The organism is Vibrio sp. 1F253 (assembly GCF_041439295.1).
GTDB lineage: Bacteria > Pseudomonadota > Gammaproteobacteria > Enterobacterales > Vibrionaceae > Vibrio > Vibrio tasmaniensis_A.
Genome location: NZ_JBGONU010000035.1, coordinates 1 through 16,976, shown reverse-complemented (window position 1 = coordinate 16,976; position 16,976 = coordinate 1). Strand labels below are relative to the sequence as shown.

At 44.0% G+C, this 16,976-nt stretch carries 23 protein-coding genes; 15 read left to right on the top strand and 8 right to left on the bottom strand.

The window, feature by feature from the left end:
* Nucleotides 1–113: 113 nt before the first annotated feature.
* Entirely contained in the window at nucleotides 114–518 is a 405-nt protein-coding gene (locus tag ACED28_RS16335) for an ACT domain-containing protein (RefSeq protein ID WP_371710263.1), read from the top strand.
* Between the two features lie 103 nt (nucleotides 519–621).
* Here the strand turns inward: ACED28_RS16335 and ACED28_RS16330 are convergent, their stop codons facing one another.
* The gene (locus tag ACED28_RS16330; RefSeq protein ID WP_122046683.1) at nucleotides 622–2,508 is read right to left on the bottom strand and encodes a methyl-accepting chemotaxis protein; all 1,887 of its coding nucleotides are present in this window, start codon (nucleotides 2,506–2,508) and stop codon (nucleotides 622–624) included.
* A 335-nt stretch (nucleotides 2,509–2,843) separates the two neighbouring features.
* On the opposite strand from ACED28_RS16330, the gene ACED28_RS16325 reads away from it, so the two are divergent.
* Together ACED28_RS16325 and ACED28_RS16320 are read left to right on the top strand one after the other, a co-directional pair.
* Nucleotides 2,844–3,545, top strand: coding sequence for a helix-turn-helix transcriptional regulator (locus ACED28_RS16325; protein ID WP_371710262.1), 702 nt, complete (start codon nucleotides 2,844–2,846; stop codon nucleotides 3,543–3,545).
* Nucleotides 3,546–3,660: 115 nt separating this feature from the next.
* Entirely contained in the window at nucleotides 3,661–4,020 is a 360-nt protein-coding gene (locus ACED28_RS16320) for a VOC family protein (RefSeq protein WP_371710261.1), read from the top strand.
* Nucleotides 4,021–4,093: 73 nt separating this feature from the next.
* Here ACED28_RS16320 and ACED28_RS16315 read toward each other — a convergent pair whose 3' ends face one another.
* Nucleotides 4,094–4,810 carry a DUF1826 domain-containing protein gene (locus ACED28_RS16315; protein WP_371710285.1) on the bottom strand — a complete coding sequence of 239 codons (717 nt, stop codon included), beginning with the start codon at nucleotides 4,808–4,810 and terminating at the stop codon, nucleotides 4,094–4,096.
* A 435-nt stretch (nucleotides 4,811–5,245) separates the two neighbouring features.
* On the opposite strand from ACED28_RS16315, the gene ACED28_RS16310 reads away from it, so the two are divergent.
* The 4 genes from ACED28_RS16310 (at nucleotide 5,246) to ACED28_RS16295 (ending at nucleotide 7,282) form a co-directional block, all read left to right on the top strand.
* Nucleotides 5,246–5,941, top strand: a complete 696-nt coding sequence (locus ACED28_RS16310) for a VC0807 family protein (RefSeq protein WP_371710260.1) — start codon at nucleotides 5,246–5,248, stop codon at nucleotides 5,939–5,941.
* 392 nt (nucleotides 5,942–6,333) lie between these two features.
* The gene (locus ACED28_RS16305; protein WP_009846966.1) at nucleotides 6,334–6,609 is read left to right on the top strand and encodes an HU family DNA-binding protein; all 276 of its coding nucleotides are present in this window, start codon (nucleotides 6,334–6,336) and stop codon (nucleotides 6,607–6,609) included.
* A 26-nt stretch (nucleotides 6,610–6,635) separates the two neighbouring features.
* On the top strand, nucleotides 6,636–6,779 hold the full coding sequence (locus ACED28_RS16300; RefSeq protein WP_009846967.1) for a hypothetical protein: 144 nt from the start codon (nucleotides 6,636–6,638) through the stop codon (nucleotides 6,777–6,779).
* Nucleotides 6,780–7,078: 299 nt separating this feature from the next.
* A complete protein-coding gene (locus ACED28_RS16295) occupies nucleotides 7,079–7,282 on the top strand; it encodes a hypothetical protein (protein WP_371710259.1) in 204 nt (67 codons plus the stop codon).
* On the opposite strand, the gene ACED28_RS16290 is transcribed toward ACED28_RS16295, so the two are convergent.
* Nucleotides 7,263–7,754 (bottom strand): PaaI family thioesterase, encoded by a 492-nt coding sequence (locus ACED28_RS16290; protein WP_371702390.1) that lies wholly within the window; start codon nucleotides 7,752–7,754, stop codon nucleotides 7,263–7,265. The two genes, ACED28_RS16295 and ACED28_RS16290, sit on opposite strands and share 20 nt — an antisense overlap.
* A gap of 44 nt (nucleotides 7,755–7,798) precedes the next feature.
* Between ACED28_RS16290 and ACED28_RS16285 the strand changes: the two genes are divergently transcribed.
* Nucleotides 7,799–8,077 (top strand): DUF134 domain-containing protein, encoded by a 279-nt coding sequence (locus ACED28_RS16285; RefSeq protein ID WP_009846970.1) that lies wholly within the window; start codon nucleotides 7,799–7,801, stop codon nucleotides 8,075–8,077.
* A 64-nt stretch (nucleotides 8,078–8,141) separates the two neighbouring features.
* Here ACED28_RS16285 and nqrM read toward each other — a convergent pair whose 3' ends face one another.
* A complete protein-coding gene (gene nqrM / locus ACED28_RS16280; RefSeq protein ID WP_009846971.1) occupies nucleotides 8,142–8,339 on the bottom strand; it encodes a (Na+)-NQR maturation NqrM in 198 nt (65 codons plus the stop codon).
* Complete coding sequence (locus ACED28_RS16275; RefSeq protein ID WP_371710258.1) at nucleotides 8,336–8,782, bottom strand: NifB/NifX family molybdenum-iron cluster-binding protein; 447 nt, start codon at nucleotides 8,780–8,782, stop codon at nucleotides 8,336–8,338. Before ACED28_RS16275 ends, nqrM begins: the two co-directional genes overlap by 4 nt.
* Nucleotides 8,783–9,062: 280 nt before the next feature.
* Between ACED28_RS16275 and ACED28_RS16270 the strand changes: the two genes are divergently transcribed.
* Nucleotides 9,063–9,566, top strand: a complete 504-nt coding sequence (locus ACED28_RS16270; RefSeq protein WP_012604164.1) for a YcxB family protein — start codon at nucleotides 9,063–9,065, stop codon at nucleotides 9,564–9,566.
* A 140-nt stretch (nucleotides 9,567–9,706) separates the two neighbouring features.
* Here the strand turns inward: ACED28_RS16270 and ACED28_RS16265 are convergent, their stop codons facing one another.
* Nucleotides 9,707–11,518 carry a PLP-dependent transferase gene (locus ACED28_RS16265; RefSeq protein ID WP_371710257.1) on the bottom strand — a complete coding sequence of 604 codons (1,812 nt, stop codon included), beginning with the start codon at nucleotides 11,516–11,518 and terminating at the stop codon, nucleotides 9,707–9,709.
* Nucleotides 11,519–11,660: 142 nt separating this feature from the next.
* Here ACED28_RS16265 and ACED28_RS16260 point away from each other — a divergent pair, with 142 nt between their 5' ends.
* A complete protein-coding gene (locus ACED28_RS16260) occupies nucleotides 11,661–12,116 on the top strand; it encodes an Lrp/AsnC family transcriptional regulator (RefSeq protein WP_012604166.1) in 456 nt (151 codons plus the stop codon).
* Nucleotides 12,117–12,401: 285 nt separating this feature from the next.
* Nucleotides 12,402–13,409 (top strand): tetratricopeptide repeat protein, encoded by a 1,008-nt coding sequence (locus ACED28_RS16255; RefSeq protein ID WP_009846981.1) that lies wholly within the window; start codon nucleotides 12,402–12,404, stop codon nucleotides 13,407–13,409.
* Between the two features lie 191 nt (nucleotides 13,410–13,600).
* Here ACED28_RS16255 and ACED28_RS16250 read toward each other — a convergent pair whose 3' ends face one another.
* Complete coding sequence (locus tag ACED28_RS16250; protein ID WP_017109731.1) at nucleotides 13,601–13,939, bottom strand: hypothetical protein; 339 nt, start codon at nucleotides 13,937–13,939, stop codon at nucleotides 13,601–13,603.
* Nucleotides 13,940–14,109: 170 nt separating this feature from the next.
* Here ACED28_RS16250 and folK point away from each other — a divergent pair, with 170 nt between their 5' ends.
* The 4 genes from folK (at nucleotide 14,110) to folM (ending at nucleotide 16,474) form a co-directional block, all read left to right on the top strand.
* Nucleotides 14,110–14,607 carry a 2-amino-4-hydroxy-6-hydroxymethyldihydropteridine diphosphokinase gene (gene folK / locus ACED28_RS16245; protein WP_371710256.1) on the top strand — a complete coding sequence of 166 codons (498 nt, stop codon included), beginning with the start codon at nucleotides 14,110–14,112 and terminating at the stop codon, nucleotides 14,605–14,607.
* A gap of 127 nt (nucleotides 14,608–14,734) precedes the next feature.
* Nucleotides 14,735–15,112, top strand: coding sequence for a dihydroneopterin triphosphate 2'-epimerase (folX, locus tag ACED28_RS16240; protein ID WP_371710255.1), 378 nt, complete (start codon nucleotides 14,735–14,737; stop codon nucleotides 15,110–15,112).
* Nucleotides 15,113–15,122: 10 nt separating this feature from the next.
* Nucleotides 15,123–15,761 (top strand): GTP cyclohydrolase I FolE, encoded by a 639-nt coding sequence (gene folE, locus ACED28_RS16235; RefSeq protein WP_009846989.1) that lies wholly within the window; start codon nucleotides 15,123–15,125, stop codon nucleotides 15,759–15,761.
* On the top strand, nucleotides 15,758–16,474 hold the full coding sequence (folM, locus tag ACED28_RS16230; protein ID WP_371710254.1) for a dihydromonapterin reductase: 717 nt from the start codon (nucleotides 15,758–15,760) through the stop codon (nucleotides 16,472–16,474). The genes folE and folM overlap by 4 nt, the downstream gene beginning before the upstream one ends.
* An 88-nt stretch (nucleotides 16,475–16,562) precedes the next feature.
* Here the strand turns inward: folM and ACED28_RS16225 are convergent, their stop codons facing one another.
* The gene (locus ACED28_RS16225) at nucleotides 16,563–16,919 is read right to left on the bottom strand and encodes a hypothetical protein (protein ID WP_371710284.1); all 357 of its coding nucleotides are present in this window, start codon (nucleotides 16,917–16,919) and stop codon (nucleotides 16,563–16,565) included.
* Nucleotides 16,920–16,976 lie beyond the last annotated feature (57 nt).

Here is a 16,976-nt window from a genome sequence, read left to right as displayed (position 1 = left end):
AATAATACTGATGTGGAATAAGTATTATTAATTTTACTTATGCAGAACTAAATTCTATCTTGGCTGCATGATCCAACACCATAAACAAACGCGATTACGCAGGGAAAAAGACGATGACCGCCATTACCGATTTAGACATTCTGCTAAAGTCCATGTCACCAGAGCTCATTGAAGGTGATTATGTTTTTTGTACTGTAGACGGGGGATTGGCAGATTATGTTCAACTCGAACCAATCGCGACCTTTCGTGAAAAAGAAGGCTTAACCTTGGTGCTCACTGAGGATGCCGCACGCCAAGCTCAACTCGATTTCGATGGTGTGTTTAGCTTGGTTACTTTGTCGGTACACTCCAGTCTTGAAGCGGTTGGATTAACAGCGGCTTTTGCCACCAAGCTAGGTTCATACGGCATTAGCGCCAACGTAATTGCTGGTTATTACCACGACCATATCTTCGTTCAGAAAGAGAAAGCAGACGAAGCAATGAGCGCGCTTAGAGAGTTTTCAGAAACTGATTCATAGAGAATTGCATGGTTCACAGATACAAAAAAAGCGACGTAATCTACGTCGCTTTGACTTATTGCTTAACAATCACTCACTGATCAGGCATCAGTGAGTGAAACCGTTAAGCAAGCTTAAAAGTCGCCACTTTGTCACTTAAACCAGCGGCTTGGCTCTTAAGTTCGTTCGACTCAGTTAAGCTGTCCTGTGCGCCCACAACTAAGTGGTCGGTAACATCTTTAATGGTCGTAATGTTCTGAGTAATTTCACCCGTCACGTGCGTTTGCTCTTCTGCTGCGGTAGCAATTTGAGTCGCCATATCACTAATCAAAGCCACCGCTGTGTTGATCTCTTCTAGCGCATGTGAAGCTCGGTCGGCATCTTCGACGGAATGTATTGCCAGTTTCGAGCTGCTCTCCATAAGATCAACCGCTTGAGCCGTTGTGCGTTGTAAAACATCAATCGTTGACTTTATCTCTTCTGTTGAAGAGTGAGTTCGTTGAGAAAGCACACGTACTTCATCTGCAACTACAGCAAAACCGCGACCTTGTTCACCAGCACGCGCCGCTTCAATCGCAGCATTCAAAGCAAGCAAGTTAGTTTGCTCTGCAATACCTTGAATCGTAGCAAGTACCGTTGAAATCTCTTGAGCATGCTTGTTTAGCTCGCTGATCACGTTGCCCGCCTCGTTCACTTCATTGGCGAGGTTATTGATAGAACCTTTAGTATCGACAACCAGGGCGTGACCGCTATTAGTGCTTGTCGCAGAGTCTTGTGCCGCTTTTGCGGTTTGCTCAGCATGCGATGCAATCTCTTGCGTTGCACTCGCCATTTCCGTTACAGCCGTCGCCACCATGGTGATCTCTTGCTGTTGATGATTAAGCTCATCCACCGAACGATTCGCTCGCTGAGTACTTTTCTCTGACTGGCTGTTAAGCTGCTCTGATTGCCCACGAATATGACCAATCAACTGCTGTAAACTTCCTACAAAAGTGTTGAAGTTCTGTGCTAGTTCTCCTACTTCATCTTGGTTCTCAACATGAATACGCTGAGTTAAATCACCACTACCATTAGCGATCTGCGCCAGTGCTTGAGACACATGGTTCAACGGACGGAACAGAATAGTACACAGCAGGTTAAACAATATGGTACATACAATCACAACCAACAGTGTCACCAACACTTGACCGATCACCGCATCAAATAACGGTGCAACCAAAGAGTCATGATTAACAACACTGATAGTAATCAGGCTTGTACCATCAATCGCACGTGCGTACAGAACATAGTCGCTGCCATTTAACTCGATAGCCGTGTCTTTACCGCTAGTCAGTGCCTTCTGTACATCAGAAAAATCTAGCCCTAGCGAGCTAATGTTCTCATTCAGCAACTTTGTATCAGCGTGCGTGTAAACCGTGCCTTTGTTGGTCGCGATAAACATGTAGCCTTCGCCTGGAAGAATCACTTTTTCAAGGCTGTTTAGAATGTCGGTAATTTCTACATCAGCACCTAAAACGACCTGCTGGCCATGCAGTTGCATTGCAGTACCCAACGACACAACGTTCGCCCCAGTTGCCGCGGCAACCGTTGGGTTATCCATGAACACCTTACTTGGGTTCGCAACCGCATTGGTGTACCAACCCCATACGCGTGGATCATCATTGCCCGGTGGCAACACTACGCCATTCGCATTTTTTTGCGAGCCATCTGGGAACGCTAAGAACACATTATCAAACGCCCCTGAATCACGAACCTGCTTCAGGTGAGTCACCAAGCTTTCTTGTGTTGACTCCTTCGAAAGTGAAGTAAGCGCACGTTCTTTGGATAAGATCCAATCCGATACATATTGATTGTAAGAAGCTGATGCACCTTCTAAGCGCTGTTCAACTTCAATATCTAACCGTTGCAATGAAGCACGAAAAGACAATACCTCGACCAAAATCCCCCCCAGGATAATGGCCATGCTGGCAGAGATCGCCAGCTTATTTTTAAGCGAGAGTTTCTTGAACATAGGAAACCTATAATTTGGAAGTAAAAAACCGTGGCGAACAAATTGGTTGCCAAAGCGGTTTGCAAGCGGGATATATTTTACGCTTTAAAATAAATTAAGAAACCAGCTAACCGGTTGAATTATTCATATGTGTGAGTAAGAGCACGCATCGTAACCCATTGATTTAGAGAATGGTGAACTCTAAATTTCAAATTGGAAACGAGAATAAGTTCAACGGTAGGCGTCAAACTTTAGGACTGGTAAAGGCACAGATCACGCCATTTCTCACAACCTAAATAGCGTTACGAGTTTTGATCCATTAATCTAATCGTTCATTCTGTCGTCTGAGTTTTTCTATGTCCCGAAGCCAACGTCTCTTTGACCTACTCCAACTATTACGCTGCCATAAATACCCAGTTACCGCCGACTACTTGGCGATAGAACTCAATGTAAGTACTCGCACTATTTATCGCGATATCGTGACACTGCAAGCACAAGGTGCTGAAATTGATGGTGAAGCAGGAGTTGGCTATCAGTTGAAACCGACCTTCACTCTCCCTCCGATGATGTTTTCAACGGAAGAATTGGAAGCGTTACGGCTTGGTGCTGAATGGGTCGCCAAGCAAGCCAACGGGGAATTCAGTGAATCGGCTAGAAATGCCATTGCTAAGATTTCTGCGGTGTTACCTGCTGACCACCAGGCCAAACACAGTGAAGATATTTTGCGTGTTGCTTCAATCATTGAAGTCGCAGAGTTATCCATCGAACTGTCAGATATCAAGTTAGCGATTAAGCAACAGAACAAAGCTGAGATTCATTACACAGACGCAAAAGCTAATGTGAGTTCAAGAATCGTTTGGCCAATGTTGATTGGCTTATTCGAACAGCACTATGTTTTGGTTGCTTGGTGTGAAGTACGAAGTGCGTATCGTAACTTCAGGCTCGACAGGATTGCCGAATGGACAATACTTGAGGAAAAGTATCAGCGTACGCGTCATCAATTGATCAAAGATTGGCAGAGCATGGAAGGCATTGCAGATAAAGTGATTCGCTACTGACAAAAACTGTCACAGGGTTTCGATACATTGCTGTGGTCCCAAATCGGGCTCAACACAAAAGCCGAGTTGACTGAAACCAACACGGCAAATCCAATTGAACAGTTCAGGAGCTATTATGTTTACCATTGATTCATTTGTTCTTTATGTCACAGACATTCATCGCAGCATGGGCTTTTATGCAAAAGCATTTGATTGCGAACCAAAGCTTCTATCACCGACCTTTGCTGTTCTAGACTTTGCAGACAATATTAAAATCACACTCAAGCAAGCAGATGTTCTAACCCCAGCAAGTAGCATCAAGGGTGGTGGCACTGAGCTTTCTATGCCTCTTGCTGACAAAGAGACACTGGAGAACCTCTATAAAGCATGGAAAGAAAAAGGCATCCAATTTGAGCAAGTGCCAGAAGAGTCCGTTTACGGCATCAACTTCCTTGCTGTTGATCCAGACGGACACCGCATCCGCGTATTCGCTTAAACGAATAAGAGCAAGCTGCACTTAGCCGCTTGTTCATCTCATCTCATCTCATCTCATCTCATAAAAAAGCTTATTAGCCGAAATCTAACGTCAGCAATAATCGTGTCTCGTCAGATGAAGTAACGGGAGAACGGTGCACAAGACCCGCATTTTCATTGCCACTCCAACTCTCTCCTTTCAACAACGCCACATCTCCACTCGCCATTTGTTGAATATCAGATTCATGAGTGTATAAGCCTGAAGCAGAATCGGGCTGTCCGTTGGCTCCTCGTCCTAGCTTAGAACGATCGACTAAGTCGTTTGGCAACCATTGAGTCGCAACACCATGATAAGTTGTCACCAAGCGGCAAGGCACTTGATCAAAATGGAAACGCGGGCACATCGCTTTATTCAGAACCGCCAAACGGAGCCCTACTTCTTCAAGATCGAACAAACAACAGAACATATCCACCAGCTCTACCATGTTTTCTAGTAGTGCTTTAGATGCGGTTTCGTCGGTAGCAAACTCCAATTTCTCATAGGCGTTGTCTGGAGACAGGCTCATAGATTTACTGAAGTTTGGATTCAAGGCGATAAATTCACTGATTGCCATTGTTAAATCTTCATCAAATGTACGCTGCCAAATCGCAATATTGACATTGCTTTGATAGATGTCTGCCAGCACCGTTGGCTGCTCAGAAGCGCTATAGCATGGAGCATGATTCGCATGAACCTTGATACTTGCAGCAGAACCAATGTTAAGTGGCTGATTATTATCGGTTGTCACAGGTTTCGTTAACACGGCATTCATTACGTCATCTCCTTGATACATGCTTGTTGTTTTCCTCTTACCGATACGAACGTTATTCTCAGTAAGAGTGATATTTTGGTTATGTTATAACATAACCAAAATATCACAAGCAACTTGGCATACATGTTTCCAATTATATGGATATGCGTTTGCAGCCTTAGGTAACTTGATGAATGTGGATCACTGCAGAAAAACGCGAAAGCTTAGCTATGGCGTTCATATAAATTGACTCAGCAAGCAACTGCTTTCACACCATAAGCCCCAAGTTAATCGAGAACTCAGACACGAAAGTGTTGAATTACGCGTTCTATAAGTTCAGAGATGTCGTTGATGTCACATGTCGTTACACAGCATGACGTCTTAAGGCTTTACATCTTGAGCGAGGTAAACAACAATCCCTGAGAATAAATCCATAATATAATGTATTTAGAAATTATGAGCAGCACAGAAAACAAAAAATCGAGTCCTCTTTTCGAAGTCGTATTTAACGTCTTTCTTCCTTCATTCATCTTAATGAAGTTCAGTGGAGAGGAACACCTAGGAACTGGCTTAGCACTACTTGTCGCGCTTGCCTTCCCTATTGCTTACGGTGGTATGGAGTTAGTCCGCAACAAGAAGTTTAACTTCATCGCGGCACTTGGCTTTGTCAGCGTACTATTAACCGGCGGTATCGGCTTCTTCGAACTCGACACTCGTTGGTTAGCATTAAAAGAAGCATTAATACCCGGCCTAATTGGTTTAGCGGTTCTTGGCTCAACCTTCACTCGCTACCCGTTTATCCAAAAAGTTATCTTCACGCCTGCACTGTTAAACATATCTCTAATCGAAGAGCGTTTAAGACAGTTTGGTAACCAAGCTGAGTTTAATCGTTGCCTAATGAAGTCAAACTACCTATTCGCTAGTACCTTCGCATTTTCTTCTGCGATGAACTACTTTCTAGCGACTTGGATTGTGACTAGCCCAGCAGGTACTGCAGCTTTTAATGAAGAATTGGGTAAGTTGACACTTTACAGCTACCCGGCCATCGCTATACCAAGTATGTTGATGATGTTAGGTATCTTCTACTACATTTGGCGCCAAGTTCGCTCGATGACTTCGCTAAAAACGGAACAGATCTTTATTACTAAATAATTTTCGTTGCGTTAGCTCCGAGTACAAAACCGCTTCAAATACTCGATTGCTTTAAAAAACAGATTGCTTCAAAAAAGCATGAGCCCAGCACACACGCTGGGCTTTTTTGTCTGTTCTACATACAGCAAAATATTAACTTTCAATTGATATCATGAATTAATTTAAACAAAACGATGTTCATTTTCATGACTCACTGTCCATAACTGGCCGAAAACAAGTAATAGTCAATGATTTGCATTGAATGAGGCGTGATATGTTTTTATAATCAACTTCGTTTGTTACTTTACAAAGTTCAATCCTAGCAATGACATAACTTCAGTTCATATTGGTCATATTTAACCAATAGTTTGCAAAAACCAAACGCCAGACGAACTCGACAAGGAATTTAAAACATGAACAAATCTCAATTAGTTGAACACATCGCAACTTCTGCTGACATCTCAAAAGAGCAAGCAGGCACAGCACTCAATGCACTCGTTGAAGGCATCTCGACTACGCTTGCTAATGGCGACGATGTATCTATCCTTGGATTTGGTAGCTTTAAAGTGAATAGCCGCGCTGCTCGCACTGGTCGCAATCCAAGAACTGGAGAAGAGATTCAAATCTCAGCGTCAAAAACACCAGCATTTAAAGCAGGTAAAGCACTAAAAGAGACATGCAACCTGTAAGATAGAAAATACAAGGAAGGTTACCGATGACAACTAAGGAAAAAACAAAAACGAGCCGCAGTAAAAAAGCCGGCAAGTCAACCAAAGCACAAGCAGAAGGGCCTAAGGCTCGTCAACGCATTGAAGAGCTGCTCGAAGAGCGTGAATTAGCCAAACTGTTAGAGCTGTAATTAAAGATTTACATGATGGTTTGTTGTCATTCAAATGCCACTGCAGATTTGCGGTGGCATTTTAGTTTGAAGAACAAGCCCTAGCGGATCACTCTTCTTCCCCCTTTCAATCCCCTCTTCACTTGCAATCCCCCTCGCTTTCAAAAACGAAACTTTAGCTTACTGGCTTTAAGCTGATATCGCGTTGACGACCAAGCTTGAGAAGCGCATGATTTTATTTCGAGCAGAATAGTTTTTTGGCCGTGTAGCCCACCCCATAACTGTTTCTGTGCAACGTACCCTATTGAACGGCAGGTCACATGAATAAAATTGTTATGTTAGTAATGGGGCTGCTTTTTACCAGTCGATTGTTCGCCAGTATTGTGCCGCATGTTAGTCAACTTGAGCATGATGCACCTATTCTACTTCGCTCAGCGTTGATCGTAGGTGTTTCGGCTTATGCCGTCTGGGCAACGTTCAAATACTTCAAAAAGAACAAAGCTTCTAGTTCAGATCAAATCTAGGCGGTGCTGACATGAACTGACTCTTTGCCGACGAACATAACTTCCCGCACTGCGTAATTTGGCTTTCGAGGAAATAAAGATTACGTCTGCTTTTCACCCATTGAGCGCGAATTTCGAGTTCCTGACCAATGGCGATTGGATGGTGAAAGCGAGAAGTTAAACTCACCGTCATCGCATTGATATTGTTATGGAACAAGCAATACAACATCGCGCTGTCGTGTAACGCAGTAACAATACCCCCCTGCATAATACCGTCGTAGCCCTCAGCTTTATCTGTTGGTACAATCTTGGCTATAGCTTCATACTTAGTTAAATTTTCATGCTTAACTGGCGTTTCATGCTTAGCTAGCGTTTCGTACTGAGCCAAAGTCTCGCCTTCACCAACAGCTTCAAAACAAATGGGGCTGTCTGTGAAAAAACCTTGGCTGCACACTTGGCAACGGCGATGGTTGTGAGGAATGAAAACCTTCATACTTACCCTTATTCCTGTGAACCCTTAGATTCCTAGAGATTGATATGGCTCGACCAAAAAAACATCGTCAATTATGTACCCGTGCGGCTTACTCATGTTTTAAGCCTAATGGCGTTCCTATGGACGAGCTTCATAAAGAAGAATTGCTATTAGAAGAGTTAGAAGCCTTACGCTTGGCTGATCAAGAAGGATTGAGCCAGCTTGAAGCCGCCGAGCAGATGCAGGTGTCTCGCCAAACGTTCGGCAACATCATCAAGCGTGCAAGAGCCAAAGTCGCCAAGTGCATCGTCAACGGCCATGCGTTGGTGATTCAAGGCAGTTAATTCACGTGTTAGCCAGAAGTTATTTAACTCAGCGAGCGAGAACTCTTGATACTTAACTTGATACTTAGCTTGATGGCTCAGTAATCTGATACAACTTTCGGCTTTGCCCTTCACACACATCCTTGCAATTGCATTCGCGCTCAATGTCTAACTGTGCGAGTCCTCCACAACTGCCTTTGATTGGCTTGCGCGAAAAAATCACGCCTATCGCCATCAGTGTAACGACTCCGACAAACCCCAATAGCGTCAACAAAAAGGTCATTTACGGAACCCTCGAATAGCGCCTAGCTGATTAGGCTGTGCCATTAAAATCGAAGCTTGTTTTTTGTGCCCTTTCTCGCCGCACGTTTTATTGCTACACCCGCTATTTCGCGACTCGCGACCATAATCGAGGTCGTTTACTTCTTGTAGATTGCTAAAATCCAGAGTGGTAACTTCGGCTTTTCCTTTAGATGTAAAAACGCGAACGTCATGATTGAACAAGTGCGACAGCATTTTCTTCCCGATGTGACGAACCACAACAGCTTTCACATCATAAGATTTAACGACGGACATCCATTGCTTCTTCTTATTGCACGGGCTGTCTGACTCAACCAAAGGAATAAGATGCTTTATTTGTTGTTGCTCATCGACAATCGCGATCTGTGGAGAACGGGCAAAATGGTTGCCGACATGAAGGTCACGACAAGGTATTGCGTATAACATAGTAACTTCCTGTTATTGATGATCAGGAATTCAGAATACGCCCCATTACTGGCATATGCCAATAACTATCGTATGAGAAATAAGATTTACAGAATGGATACTTAAGTTAAGAAGTAAATCCTCAACAACATCATTTAACATCAATTGAAATAACAACTGACTCTGGCATGAACAAGCACATTCAGTATTATTGATTTACAAAAGAGGATTGAAACCGCTAAGACAAACCAGCGTGAAGCGATATAATGCGCCTCAACAAAGAACTACAAAGTAGCCACACATGCCTAAAGATCCCGGTTTCACCACAGAATACACCCTCGACAAAACGTTTTTTGCAGAGTGTTATGATCAAACGAGCCTTCCGACGCAATTTCCAAAAGCCTATTTAAAGGCATTTTTGTTTCTTATTTTTGGTTGGGTTCTATTGGAGTTTGAACTGTTACCTAGTGGCTACGTAGGCTGGTTTTTTATCGTTTTGAGTGTGATTGAAGCGTTCAGTGTATATTGCAAGAGAACCTGGTGGTTATGGCGACAAAAAATTAGCTCAGGTGCTGGCAGCAAAGTGGTCTTTTCAGGGGATACTGATGGTGTGAGTTATAAAAACCGTAAAGCCACCAATACTATCGCTTGGCGTGACATCGACCAACTTGAACAGACCGATCTCGGCTTTATCCTTCATATTGGAAAGCAGCGCCAATATGTGAGTAAATCTTGTTTAAGCGATGAAGCCATTGCCTTCATGATTGAACAACACGAAGTTTCCAAAACATCCAAAGATTCCTAAGCTTTCTAAGCAAATTAGCATCTATGAATGCCTGCTGACTTAGCAGGCATTTTTACATCCCCCTAAGTGTCATGACTGGACTACAACAGTGGCCACCGTATACCAAATAAGTGATTGTCACCTTTCCTTAATAACTCAGCTTACTGAGTAAGTTGCTCAAACTTCGGCAAGCTCTTCACAAACCTCTGGTGTACATCCATATAGGTTTGCATATAGATTTCATCGATACTCTCACCACTCGGGAAACTCGATGAGAAGTCTGCGTGTTTGCGGTCAATCGACAATTTAGCGGCCTCGATAATGTGAGCGATGAACATTCGCGGATCTTCCAAGCCGATAGAGATACGCATTGTGGTTGGCTTGATGCCTGCTTCATTTAACGCTTCATCGCTGAGCTCTGAGTGCGTGGTCAGTGCTGGGCACAAGGCCACGGTGTTGGTTTGCCCTAAGCTCACTTGCATGCCGATTGCTGGCTCAAGCATGTCGAAGAACTGTTTAAACCCATCTCGATTGATTGGTGCACGGTCGCCGTTACCTTCCATATCGATTGTGAAAAGCGCCGCTGGTAAACCCAAGTACATGTTGTTCTGGCAGTGTTCATAGTTATCGCTGTCTGGCAAAGCTGGACATGACACATTGATGTCTGGGTGGGCATCGAAGATCTTCGCCAGAGCCAGGGTATTAATCGTTTTTTGCACCACTCGCATCTCATACGTTTTCATACCATTGAGCACTTCAAACGCTTTGTCTGCGTCTAGGAATGCGCCCTTAATGTAGTACACATTCCAAAACAGCGTTTCGTTCCATGGAATGGTGACCTCATCGCCGTTAGGTTTGGTGAAAGTGACCTCCTCTCCTTTTGGAATAAACATGGTCTCGTTACGGCCAATCACAACCCCAGCAGTTGTGGTGCCAGAACCCGCCAGTTCTTTGGTGTAAGAGTGAATAACATAATCGGGTCTTTCCATCACATCATCACGTTTCAGTACTGGGTGTAATAAAGGCGTGCCCACTGTCGAGTCAACAATCACATCCCAACCACGAGAGTGACCTGCTTTACTGATACTAGCAACATCTAACACGTGTCCATGCGGGTTACACGGTGACTCTAGGTAGACGTAGATTTTCTTACCCGCAGCGATGCGATCTGCGTATTTATCGGCAACCTCATCAAGTCGCGTCGCAAACTCATCCCCGGAGTAACCATCCACCCACTCTACCGCGACATTCAGGTTCGAAGGCTTGCCAAACCAATCTTCCAACAGTTGGTAAGAACCGCCGTAGATATTGCGTGAAGCTAAGACAATGTCTTCATACCCAAGTAGATGGCTCAACAACCCATCAATAGCGGCCATCCCCGAGTTAAAGTTCCATGCGAGGTACTCATTGGCTCTAGAGCCTGCCTCAATATCAACCATGTGGTTAGCCAGTGAAATCGATGTTGGGTTAAGCAGTCGAGAGTAAATATCGTGCAGCGGCTCCTTACCATTAAACGCATCTTCAATCCATTCTGTACACGCAAACAAATAGGTCGCGGTACGTGTAATCACAGGGCTCGCAGAGAAAATAGCAGCGACATTATCGAAGATAGGATACGCACCTTTGGATGCAAAATTACCATTATTGGTGGCAATAGACTGGTAAGTGGCGCGCATTGGGTTTTGCAGATTGTCGAGGATCTTAGCGATCTGGAATGACAAAAAACGTTTAGCGTTAAACCAAGCGATTCGGTCGCTCTTATCGAGCTCTGAAAGGCCATCAACCGTCAATGCCCAAAGATCGTGTGTCTTGGTATTGGCTTTGTACAGTGTCGTCGCCAGTTCGATAAGCGTGACGCCGTAATCACTGTTTGGGTCGATACCAAAATGCTTGGCTTGCTCAATGGCAAGGGCTTCTGCTTGTTCGTGTTTGGTAGTTTTACGCAGCGGGCTAAGTTGAGTTGAAGTATTCATAGTTCCTAAGTCATTCCATGCTGGTTGCTCCTCCTTTAATTTTAGCTTTGTGCAGATGCTAAAAATTGCTATTTACGAAGTAAGACATACACTTTGAGCAATAATATTGCCAAACTAAATTCAATATTGATGGAATATGCCAATGGATGAGATCGATAAGAAAATACTGGCTGAACTGCAAAGCAACGCTCGGCTGACTAATCAAGAGTTGGCCGACCGAGTAGCACTGTCGCCCTCTCCTTGCTTACGCCGAGTTCGAGCATTAGAGAAACAAGGGATTATTCGCGGCTATCACGCCAGTGTTGACCAAGAAGCGTGTGGCCTGCCAGTCAATGTGTTTGTGTTGGTGAAACTTGAAAAGCCGACAGAAGAGAACATGCGAGACTTTGAACAGCACATCGAAGTGATTGATGAAGTGTTAGAGTGCTTTCTAATGACGGGCAATCACGACTACCTATTGCATGTAGTCAGCGAGTCGCTAAAAAGCTACGAGCAGTTTATCCGCAAGCAATTAACCCGCCTGCCCAATATTGCTTCGATTGAATCCAGCTTCGCCTTCGGTCAGGTAAAAACAAAGACCAAGCTGCCAGTCAGGTAATGAGTGTCACGATAACTTGGGTTTAAAGACCTCTAGATCATTATCGGCACATATAGAGCTCTGTCCATTGCTACTGAGTCAGTGCCACCTAGTTTCCGCGCCTAAGCCATAGAGTTAATCGCTTGGGTCAACGTTTATTAACCAGTCTTGGTTGCTTCCAGTATATTGAGATGCCCTAGGTCTCATTGTCGTGAATTCGGTTTTCGATACCCCGAAATTTCCTTTATTTTCAAAGCTGTTTTGTTATATTCATGTGAAACATTACTAATATAAGAAATGGCTTAAATGATAAAACAAAGTTGTACTTTTTTAACGTCACTGTCGCTGCTGCTATCCGCTAGCACTTTTGCATACGATCTTGAGATAGAAGCTTTTGAAGGCGAAGAACTCGCACTTTTAAAGAACGCAGAAACGTCTAGCGATAACGAATTGCTAATGCAGGCTGCTAACCTTTTAATTGAAGATTCAATGTATGAAGAGAACTTACAACGCGGATATGAGTACATGAATCAAGTAGCGGAATCTGGTGAGGTGAAAGCGATGATTACCTTGGCAGATAATTATTACTACGAAGAGCAATACGAAAAAGCACTGGCTTGGTACCACAAAGCTGAAACCAGCAAAGACCCTTATGTGCTCTACTCATTAGGCGTAATGTATTTTGATGGTGAAGGTACACCTGTCGACCTGAAGAAAGGCAACGACTATTACTTAGCTTCTGCAAAAGCGGGTTATTCTGACGCGATGTATCAACTCGCATTTTCATACGATGAAGGTCAAGGTGTCACTCAAGACTTCTCCAAATCTGCGTATTGGTTTGAGCAATCGGCTAACTTAGGCGATGCAAGTGCTATGTACAATTTGGGTATTTCTTACCTAAATGGACAAGGCGTTGAAAAGAGTTGCTCTAAAGCGATGCAATTATTTAGCAAAGCCATTGAAGAAGATGAACATACACTTTCTTATGTGAAGATGGGTGATATTTACTCTTCTACGCGATACAAAAAACCGTGTGGTTTCAAAACTACAGACGCAAAAAAAGCATTAGAGTATTACACTCACGCCGCAATGCAGGGCAACGATTATGGTCAATATTCCGTTGGTTACGCCTACCGTAATGGTCACGGTACATGGAGCGATTTTGTTAAAGCGCTAGCATGGTTTGAAGTCGCGCAGGAATACGGAAACTCGGATGCAGAGAAAGAGATAATCGACGTGAAACAGTACATGTCGAAAGAAAACATTGCCGCAGCTGCGCAGCTTAAAGACTCTTTAATCGAAGATATCTGGTAAGGATAGTAACGACTCTAATTGTCATGGACTAGAACACTTCTATCCAATTACCCGTTAGAGATCGGTTTATTGTAACAGCCTCAAAACTAAGGCCTCACACACACGAGGCCTTAGTTTTATCTACAGAGCAGCTTATTCGCAACCCATTATTCTATTAACCAATCAACCGCTCCAAACCCACTGAATAATATTCAGTCCATTCGGGTAATGAAGGTTTGTTCGTCATCGACAAAAGCCACATAGTCGCCGTGATAGATAAACACCCGACCTCGCCCTTCAACGATACACGCAAGCTGTGGGTTCAAATCTTCTTCAAGATTTTCACTTTGATACGTGCCGGTATCAGTGATCACACCGCGGAGTTTAGGTAAAAATCCATAACTGCGCTTGGCTTGATCAATCAGGCTCAATTCGCTGGCGGTCGAGAAGTAAGATGGGATTGGACCTGCATCTTCGATAAACATAGTTTTCAGTTCTTCAAAAGCTGTAATCACCAGCCAGTCGATGCCGTTAACGTGATGGATAAACATTGTCTATAAATACCTAGATTCTCGATAATTCTGATGCGGGGATTCTATCACTATCAGACGCGATTTGCGGCAGAACCGTATTTTCTTTTGTCCTCCAACCTCTAAGAGGATACATAGCTGATCTTCCTCGCGAGTTGGACGTATAGGCTCCTTAAAAGGAAGGAAATACTATGGCCAACGTCTATGTCAGCATCGGAAGCAACATTAACCGCGAACACCACGTCACAGAATCTCTCAAAGCATTGAATGACCGCTTTGCACCGCTGCACATATCTAATTTCTACGATTGCGAGCCTGTCGGTTTCGAGGGGGACAACTTCCTAAACCTTGTCGTTGGGTTTGAATGTAACCTTCCTGTCGCCGAACTGATTCAGGTTCTACATCAAATCGAAGCAGAGAATGATCGCAAGCATCAAACCAAAGCCTATGCTTCACGCACGATGGATATCGACATCCTTCTTTATGGTAATCAAGTAGGCATGATCGATGGCGTAGAGCTACCCAGAGGCGAAATCACCGAATACGCATTTGTACTCAGACCGTTAGTCGATGTTGCCGCGCAAGAACGCCACCCCACTCTAGACATCTCATTCCAGCAGCTCTGGGAAAGCTTTGATCAATTGAGCCAGAAAACCGAACCCATCCCTTTCGAGCTCAGTTTCACTTAGCCTTTCCATGACTGAAAAAAGAACGGCTGCAAAATGAACGACTGAACTCTTAATCGCCTGAGCTTTACTGATCTTTTCTTAAAACAAGCACGTAACTGACTTCACTTTCTAAGGATTGGACACTGTTATGAATCACAACGCCATTATCACTATTACAAACCTCAGACTAAGAACCTTCATCGGCTTCAACGAAGAAGAAAAGTCTAAGCAGCAAGACATCGTTATCAACGCAGAAATCCACTACCCCGCGAACAACCTTTGCCTCTCTGATGATGTGGACAACGCGCTTAACTACAAAAACATCTGCAAGAAGATCATTCAACATGTCGAATCCGGAAGGTTTCTGCTTTTGGAAAAATTGACCAGCGACGTACTCGGCATCTGTATCGATCATCCATGGGTACGATACGCTCAAGTAAGAATTGATAAGCCTCATGCCCTACGTTTTGCCGACTCCGTTTCACTCACGCTTAGCTATGAAGCAGACAGCGACAATATTTCATAAGGAGTGCGTCATGCTGAACACAGAAGCCGAAAAAGTAAGAGAAGCTTTGCTCGCAAGAGGACTTGAAACTCCAATGACAGAGAGCGAAATGAACCCCAACCAGAAGTACAACCGCATCAAAGGACTGTTGACGGAAGTGGTCAGTACGCTTGGACTGGATTTAACCGATGACAGCCTTGCTGAAACACCTCATCGCATTGCAAAGATGTACGTCCATGAGATATTTTCAGGGCTCGATTACGATAACTTCCCGAAAATCAGTGTTATAGAAAACAAAATGTCGGTTGATGAAATGGTCAAGGTATCGGATATCGATTTAACGTCGACGTGCGAACACCACTTCATTACCATCGATGGTTTAGCGGAAGTGGCTTATATACCTGAAAACAAGATTCTTGGGCTGTCTAAAATAAACCGTATCGTTCGATTCTTTGCTCAGCGTCCTCAGGTACAAGAACGCCTTACTCAGCAAATCCTAGTCGCGATACAGACTCTAGTAGAGACAGAAAACGTGGCCGTGACGATTAAAGCCACGCACTATTGCGTTAAATCCAGAGGCGTCATGGATGCAAACTCTGAAACCTCAACAACCGCTCTCGGTGGTATTTTCAAAACTAACCCTCAAACCAGAGCTGAGTTTTTACGATGAGTGAAACGATATTGATAACCGGCGTGGGAAAGCGACTCGGATTCGCATTGGCGCAGCAACTTATAGCGGATGGATACAAAGTGGTTGGCACTTACCGCAGCGACTATCCTCAACTGCAACGGTTGCGCGACAATGGAGCCGACTTGCAGCAAGTAGACTTTTATCAACAAAGCAACTTAGAGGGCTTTCTTGATTATGTTGGTCAAGAATATAAGACACTCAGAGCCGTCATACACAACGCTTCGGACTGGAAACCTGAGAGCAAGAAAGATCCCAGTGAAAATGCATCACACATCATGCACCAGATGATGACGATTCACGCTACCGTGCCTTATCTGTTCAATTTAACGCTCAAAGACCAACTGATGTCTGGCGATAAAACGTCAGACATCATCCACATCAGTGATTACGTTGCTGAAAAAGGCAGTAAAAAACACATTGCTTACGCGGCCAGTAAAGCTGCACTCAACAACCTGACTTTGTCGTTTTCTGCGATGCTGGCTCCCAAGGTGAAAGTAAATACCCTCTCTCCAGCCATGATTAAGTTTAATGAACATGACGATGAGGCATACAAAACCAAAGCGCTGAAGAAAGCTCTGATTCCCACAGAAGCGGGCTTTGAGGAAATAATCGATGGCATCAAGTTTGTGTTGGCCAGTCACTACATGACAGGAAGAACCTTACACCTAGATGGCGGCAGACATTTGAAGTAATGCGCTTACATTGTCTGCTACCTAAAACGGCTGCTATATAGCGAATGCGGTTAACTAGGAACCGCTATAAGCTAGAAATTCTTATAACCTAGAAACTGCTATAAGAATGAGGAAGGCGAGTCTCTTCATCCCAGCCTAACAACTCAATATTGATCAATGACTTGCGCTTCTCATTACACAGTGAAGCGATGTTGATGATAGGGAGCTGGCTACGAAACTGCGCGGTAAGTATGACCTTTTTATTTTCACTCAGGCTGCTTCGGCATTGCGCCAAAACCGCTTCAGTATCTAGCTGGTGTGCGCTCTCGATAATCTGAATATCAGCGTTCTCTTGATAGCACTCTATCAGCCAAGATACGGCAGCCACTTCTGAGCTGGTAAGCACGATGACATCTTTTGTTGCCATAAGCTCTTGAAGTTCAAGCTCTTTTAGTTCAGTTTCCATAATTAGGGCGTGTTGATCTTTCGAGCTGATTTTTGCAGCGAGTTGCTGGGTATTTAT

Excerpts from the sequence above, each read along its gene's own strand:
- folM (WP_371710254.1), top strand. The coding sequence starts at position 15,758 with ATGAGTGAAACGATATTGATAACCGGCGTGGGAAAGCGACTCGGATTC.
- ACED28_RS16290 (WP_371702390.1), bottom strand. The coding sequence starts at position 7,754 with ATGAAGGTTTTCATTCCTCACAACCATCGCCGTTGCCAAGTGTGCAGC.
- folK (WP_371710256.1), top strand. The coding sequence starts at position 14,110 with ATGGCCAACGTCTATGTCAGCATCGGAAGCAACATTAACCGCGAACAC.
- ACED28_RS16260 (WP_012604166.1), top strand. The coding sequence starts at position 11,661 with ATGGATGAGATCGATAAGAAAATACTGGCTGAACTGCAAAGCAACGCT.
- ACED28_RS16250 (WP_017109731.1), bottom strand. The coding sequence starts at position 13,939 with ATGTTTATCCATCACGTTAACGGCATCGACTGGCTGGTGATTACAGCT.
- ACED28_RS16255 (WP_009846981.1), top strand. The coding sequence starts at position 12,402 with ATGATAAAACAAAGTTGTACTTTTTTAACGTCACTGTCGCTGCTGCTA.
- ACED28_RS16265 (WP_371710257.1), bottom strand. The coding sequence starts at position 11,518 with ATGAATACTTCAACTCAACTTAGCCCGCTGCGTAAAACTACCAAACAC.
- ACED28_RS16270 (WP_012604164.1), top strand. The coding sequence starts at position 9,063 with ATGCCTAAAGATCCCGGTTTCACCACAGAATACACCCTCGACAAAACG.
- folX (WP_371710255.1), top strand. The coding sequence starts at position 14,735 with ATGAATCACAACGCCATTATCACTATTACAAACCTCAGACTAAGAACC.
- ACED28_RS16225 (WP_371710284.1), bottom strand. The coding sequence starts at position 16,919 with ATGGAAACTGAACTAAAAGAGCTTGAACTTCAAGAGCTTATGGCAACA.
- ACED28_RS16285 (WP_009846970.1), top strand. The coding sequence starts at position 7,799 with ATGGCTCGACCAAAAAAACATCGTCAATTATGTACCCGTGCGGCTTAC.
- ACED28_RS16325 (WP_371710262.1), top strand. The coding sequence starts at position 2,844 with ATGTCCCGAAGCCAACGTCTCTTTGACCTACTCCAACTATTACGCTGC.
- ACED28_RS16310 (WP_371710260.1), top strand. The coding sequence starts at position 5,246 with ATGAGCAGCACAGAAAACAAAAAATCGAGTCCTCTTTTCGAAGTCGTA.
- ACED28_RS16320 (WP_371710261.1), top strand. The coding sequence starts at position 3,661 with ATGTTTACCATTGATTCATTTGTTCTTTATGTCACAGACATTCATCGC.
- ACED28_RS16295 (WP_371710259.1), top strand. The coding sequence starts at position 7,079 with ATGAATAAAATTGTTATGTTAGTAATGGGGCTGCTTTTTACCAGTCGA.
- ACED28_RS16330 (WP_122046683.1), bottom strand. The coding sequence starts at position 2,508 with ATGTTCAAGAAACTCTCGCTTAAAAATAAGCTGGCGATCTCTGCCAGC.
- ACED28_RS16275 (WP_371710258.1), bottom strand. The coding sequence starts at position 8,782 with ATGTTATACGCAATACCTTGTCGTGACCTTCATGTCGGCAACCATTTT.
- ACED28_RS16335 (WP_371710263.1), top strand. The coding sequence starts at position 114 with ATGACCGCCATTACCGATTTAGACATTCTGCTAAAGTCCATGTCACCA.
- ACED28_RS16315 (WP_371710285.1), bottom strand. The coding sequence starts at position 4,810 with ATGAATGCCGTGTTAACGAAACCTGTGACAACCGATAATAATCAGCCA.
- nqrM (WP_009846971.1), bottom strand. The coding sequence starts at position 8,339 with ATGACCTTTTTGTTGACGCTATTGGGGTTTGTCGGAGTCGTTACACTG.
- ACED28_RS16300 (WP_009846967.1), top strand. The coding sequence starts at position 6,636 with ATGACAACTAAGGAAAAAACAAAAACGAGCCGCAGTAAAAAAGCCGGC.
- folE (WP_009846989.1), top strand. The coding sequence starts at position 15,123 with ATGCTGAACACAGAAGCCGAAAAAGTAAGAGAAGCTTTGCTCGCAAGA.
- ACED28_RS16305 (WP_009846966.1), top strand. The coding sequence starts at position 6,334 with ATGAACAAATCTCAATTAGTTGAACACATCGCAACTTCTGCTGACATC.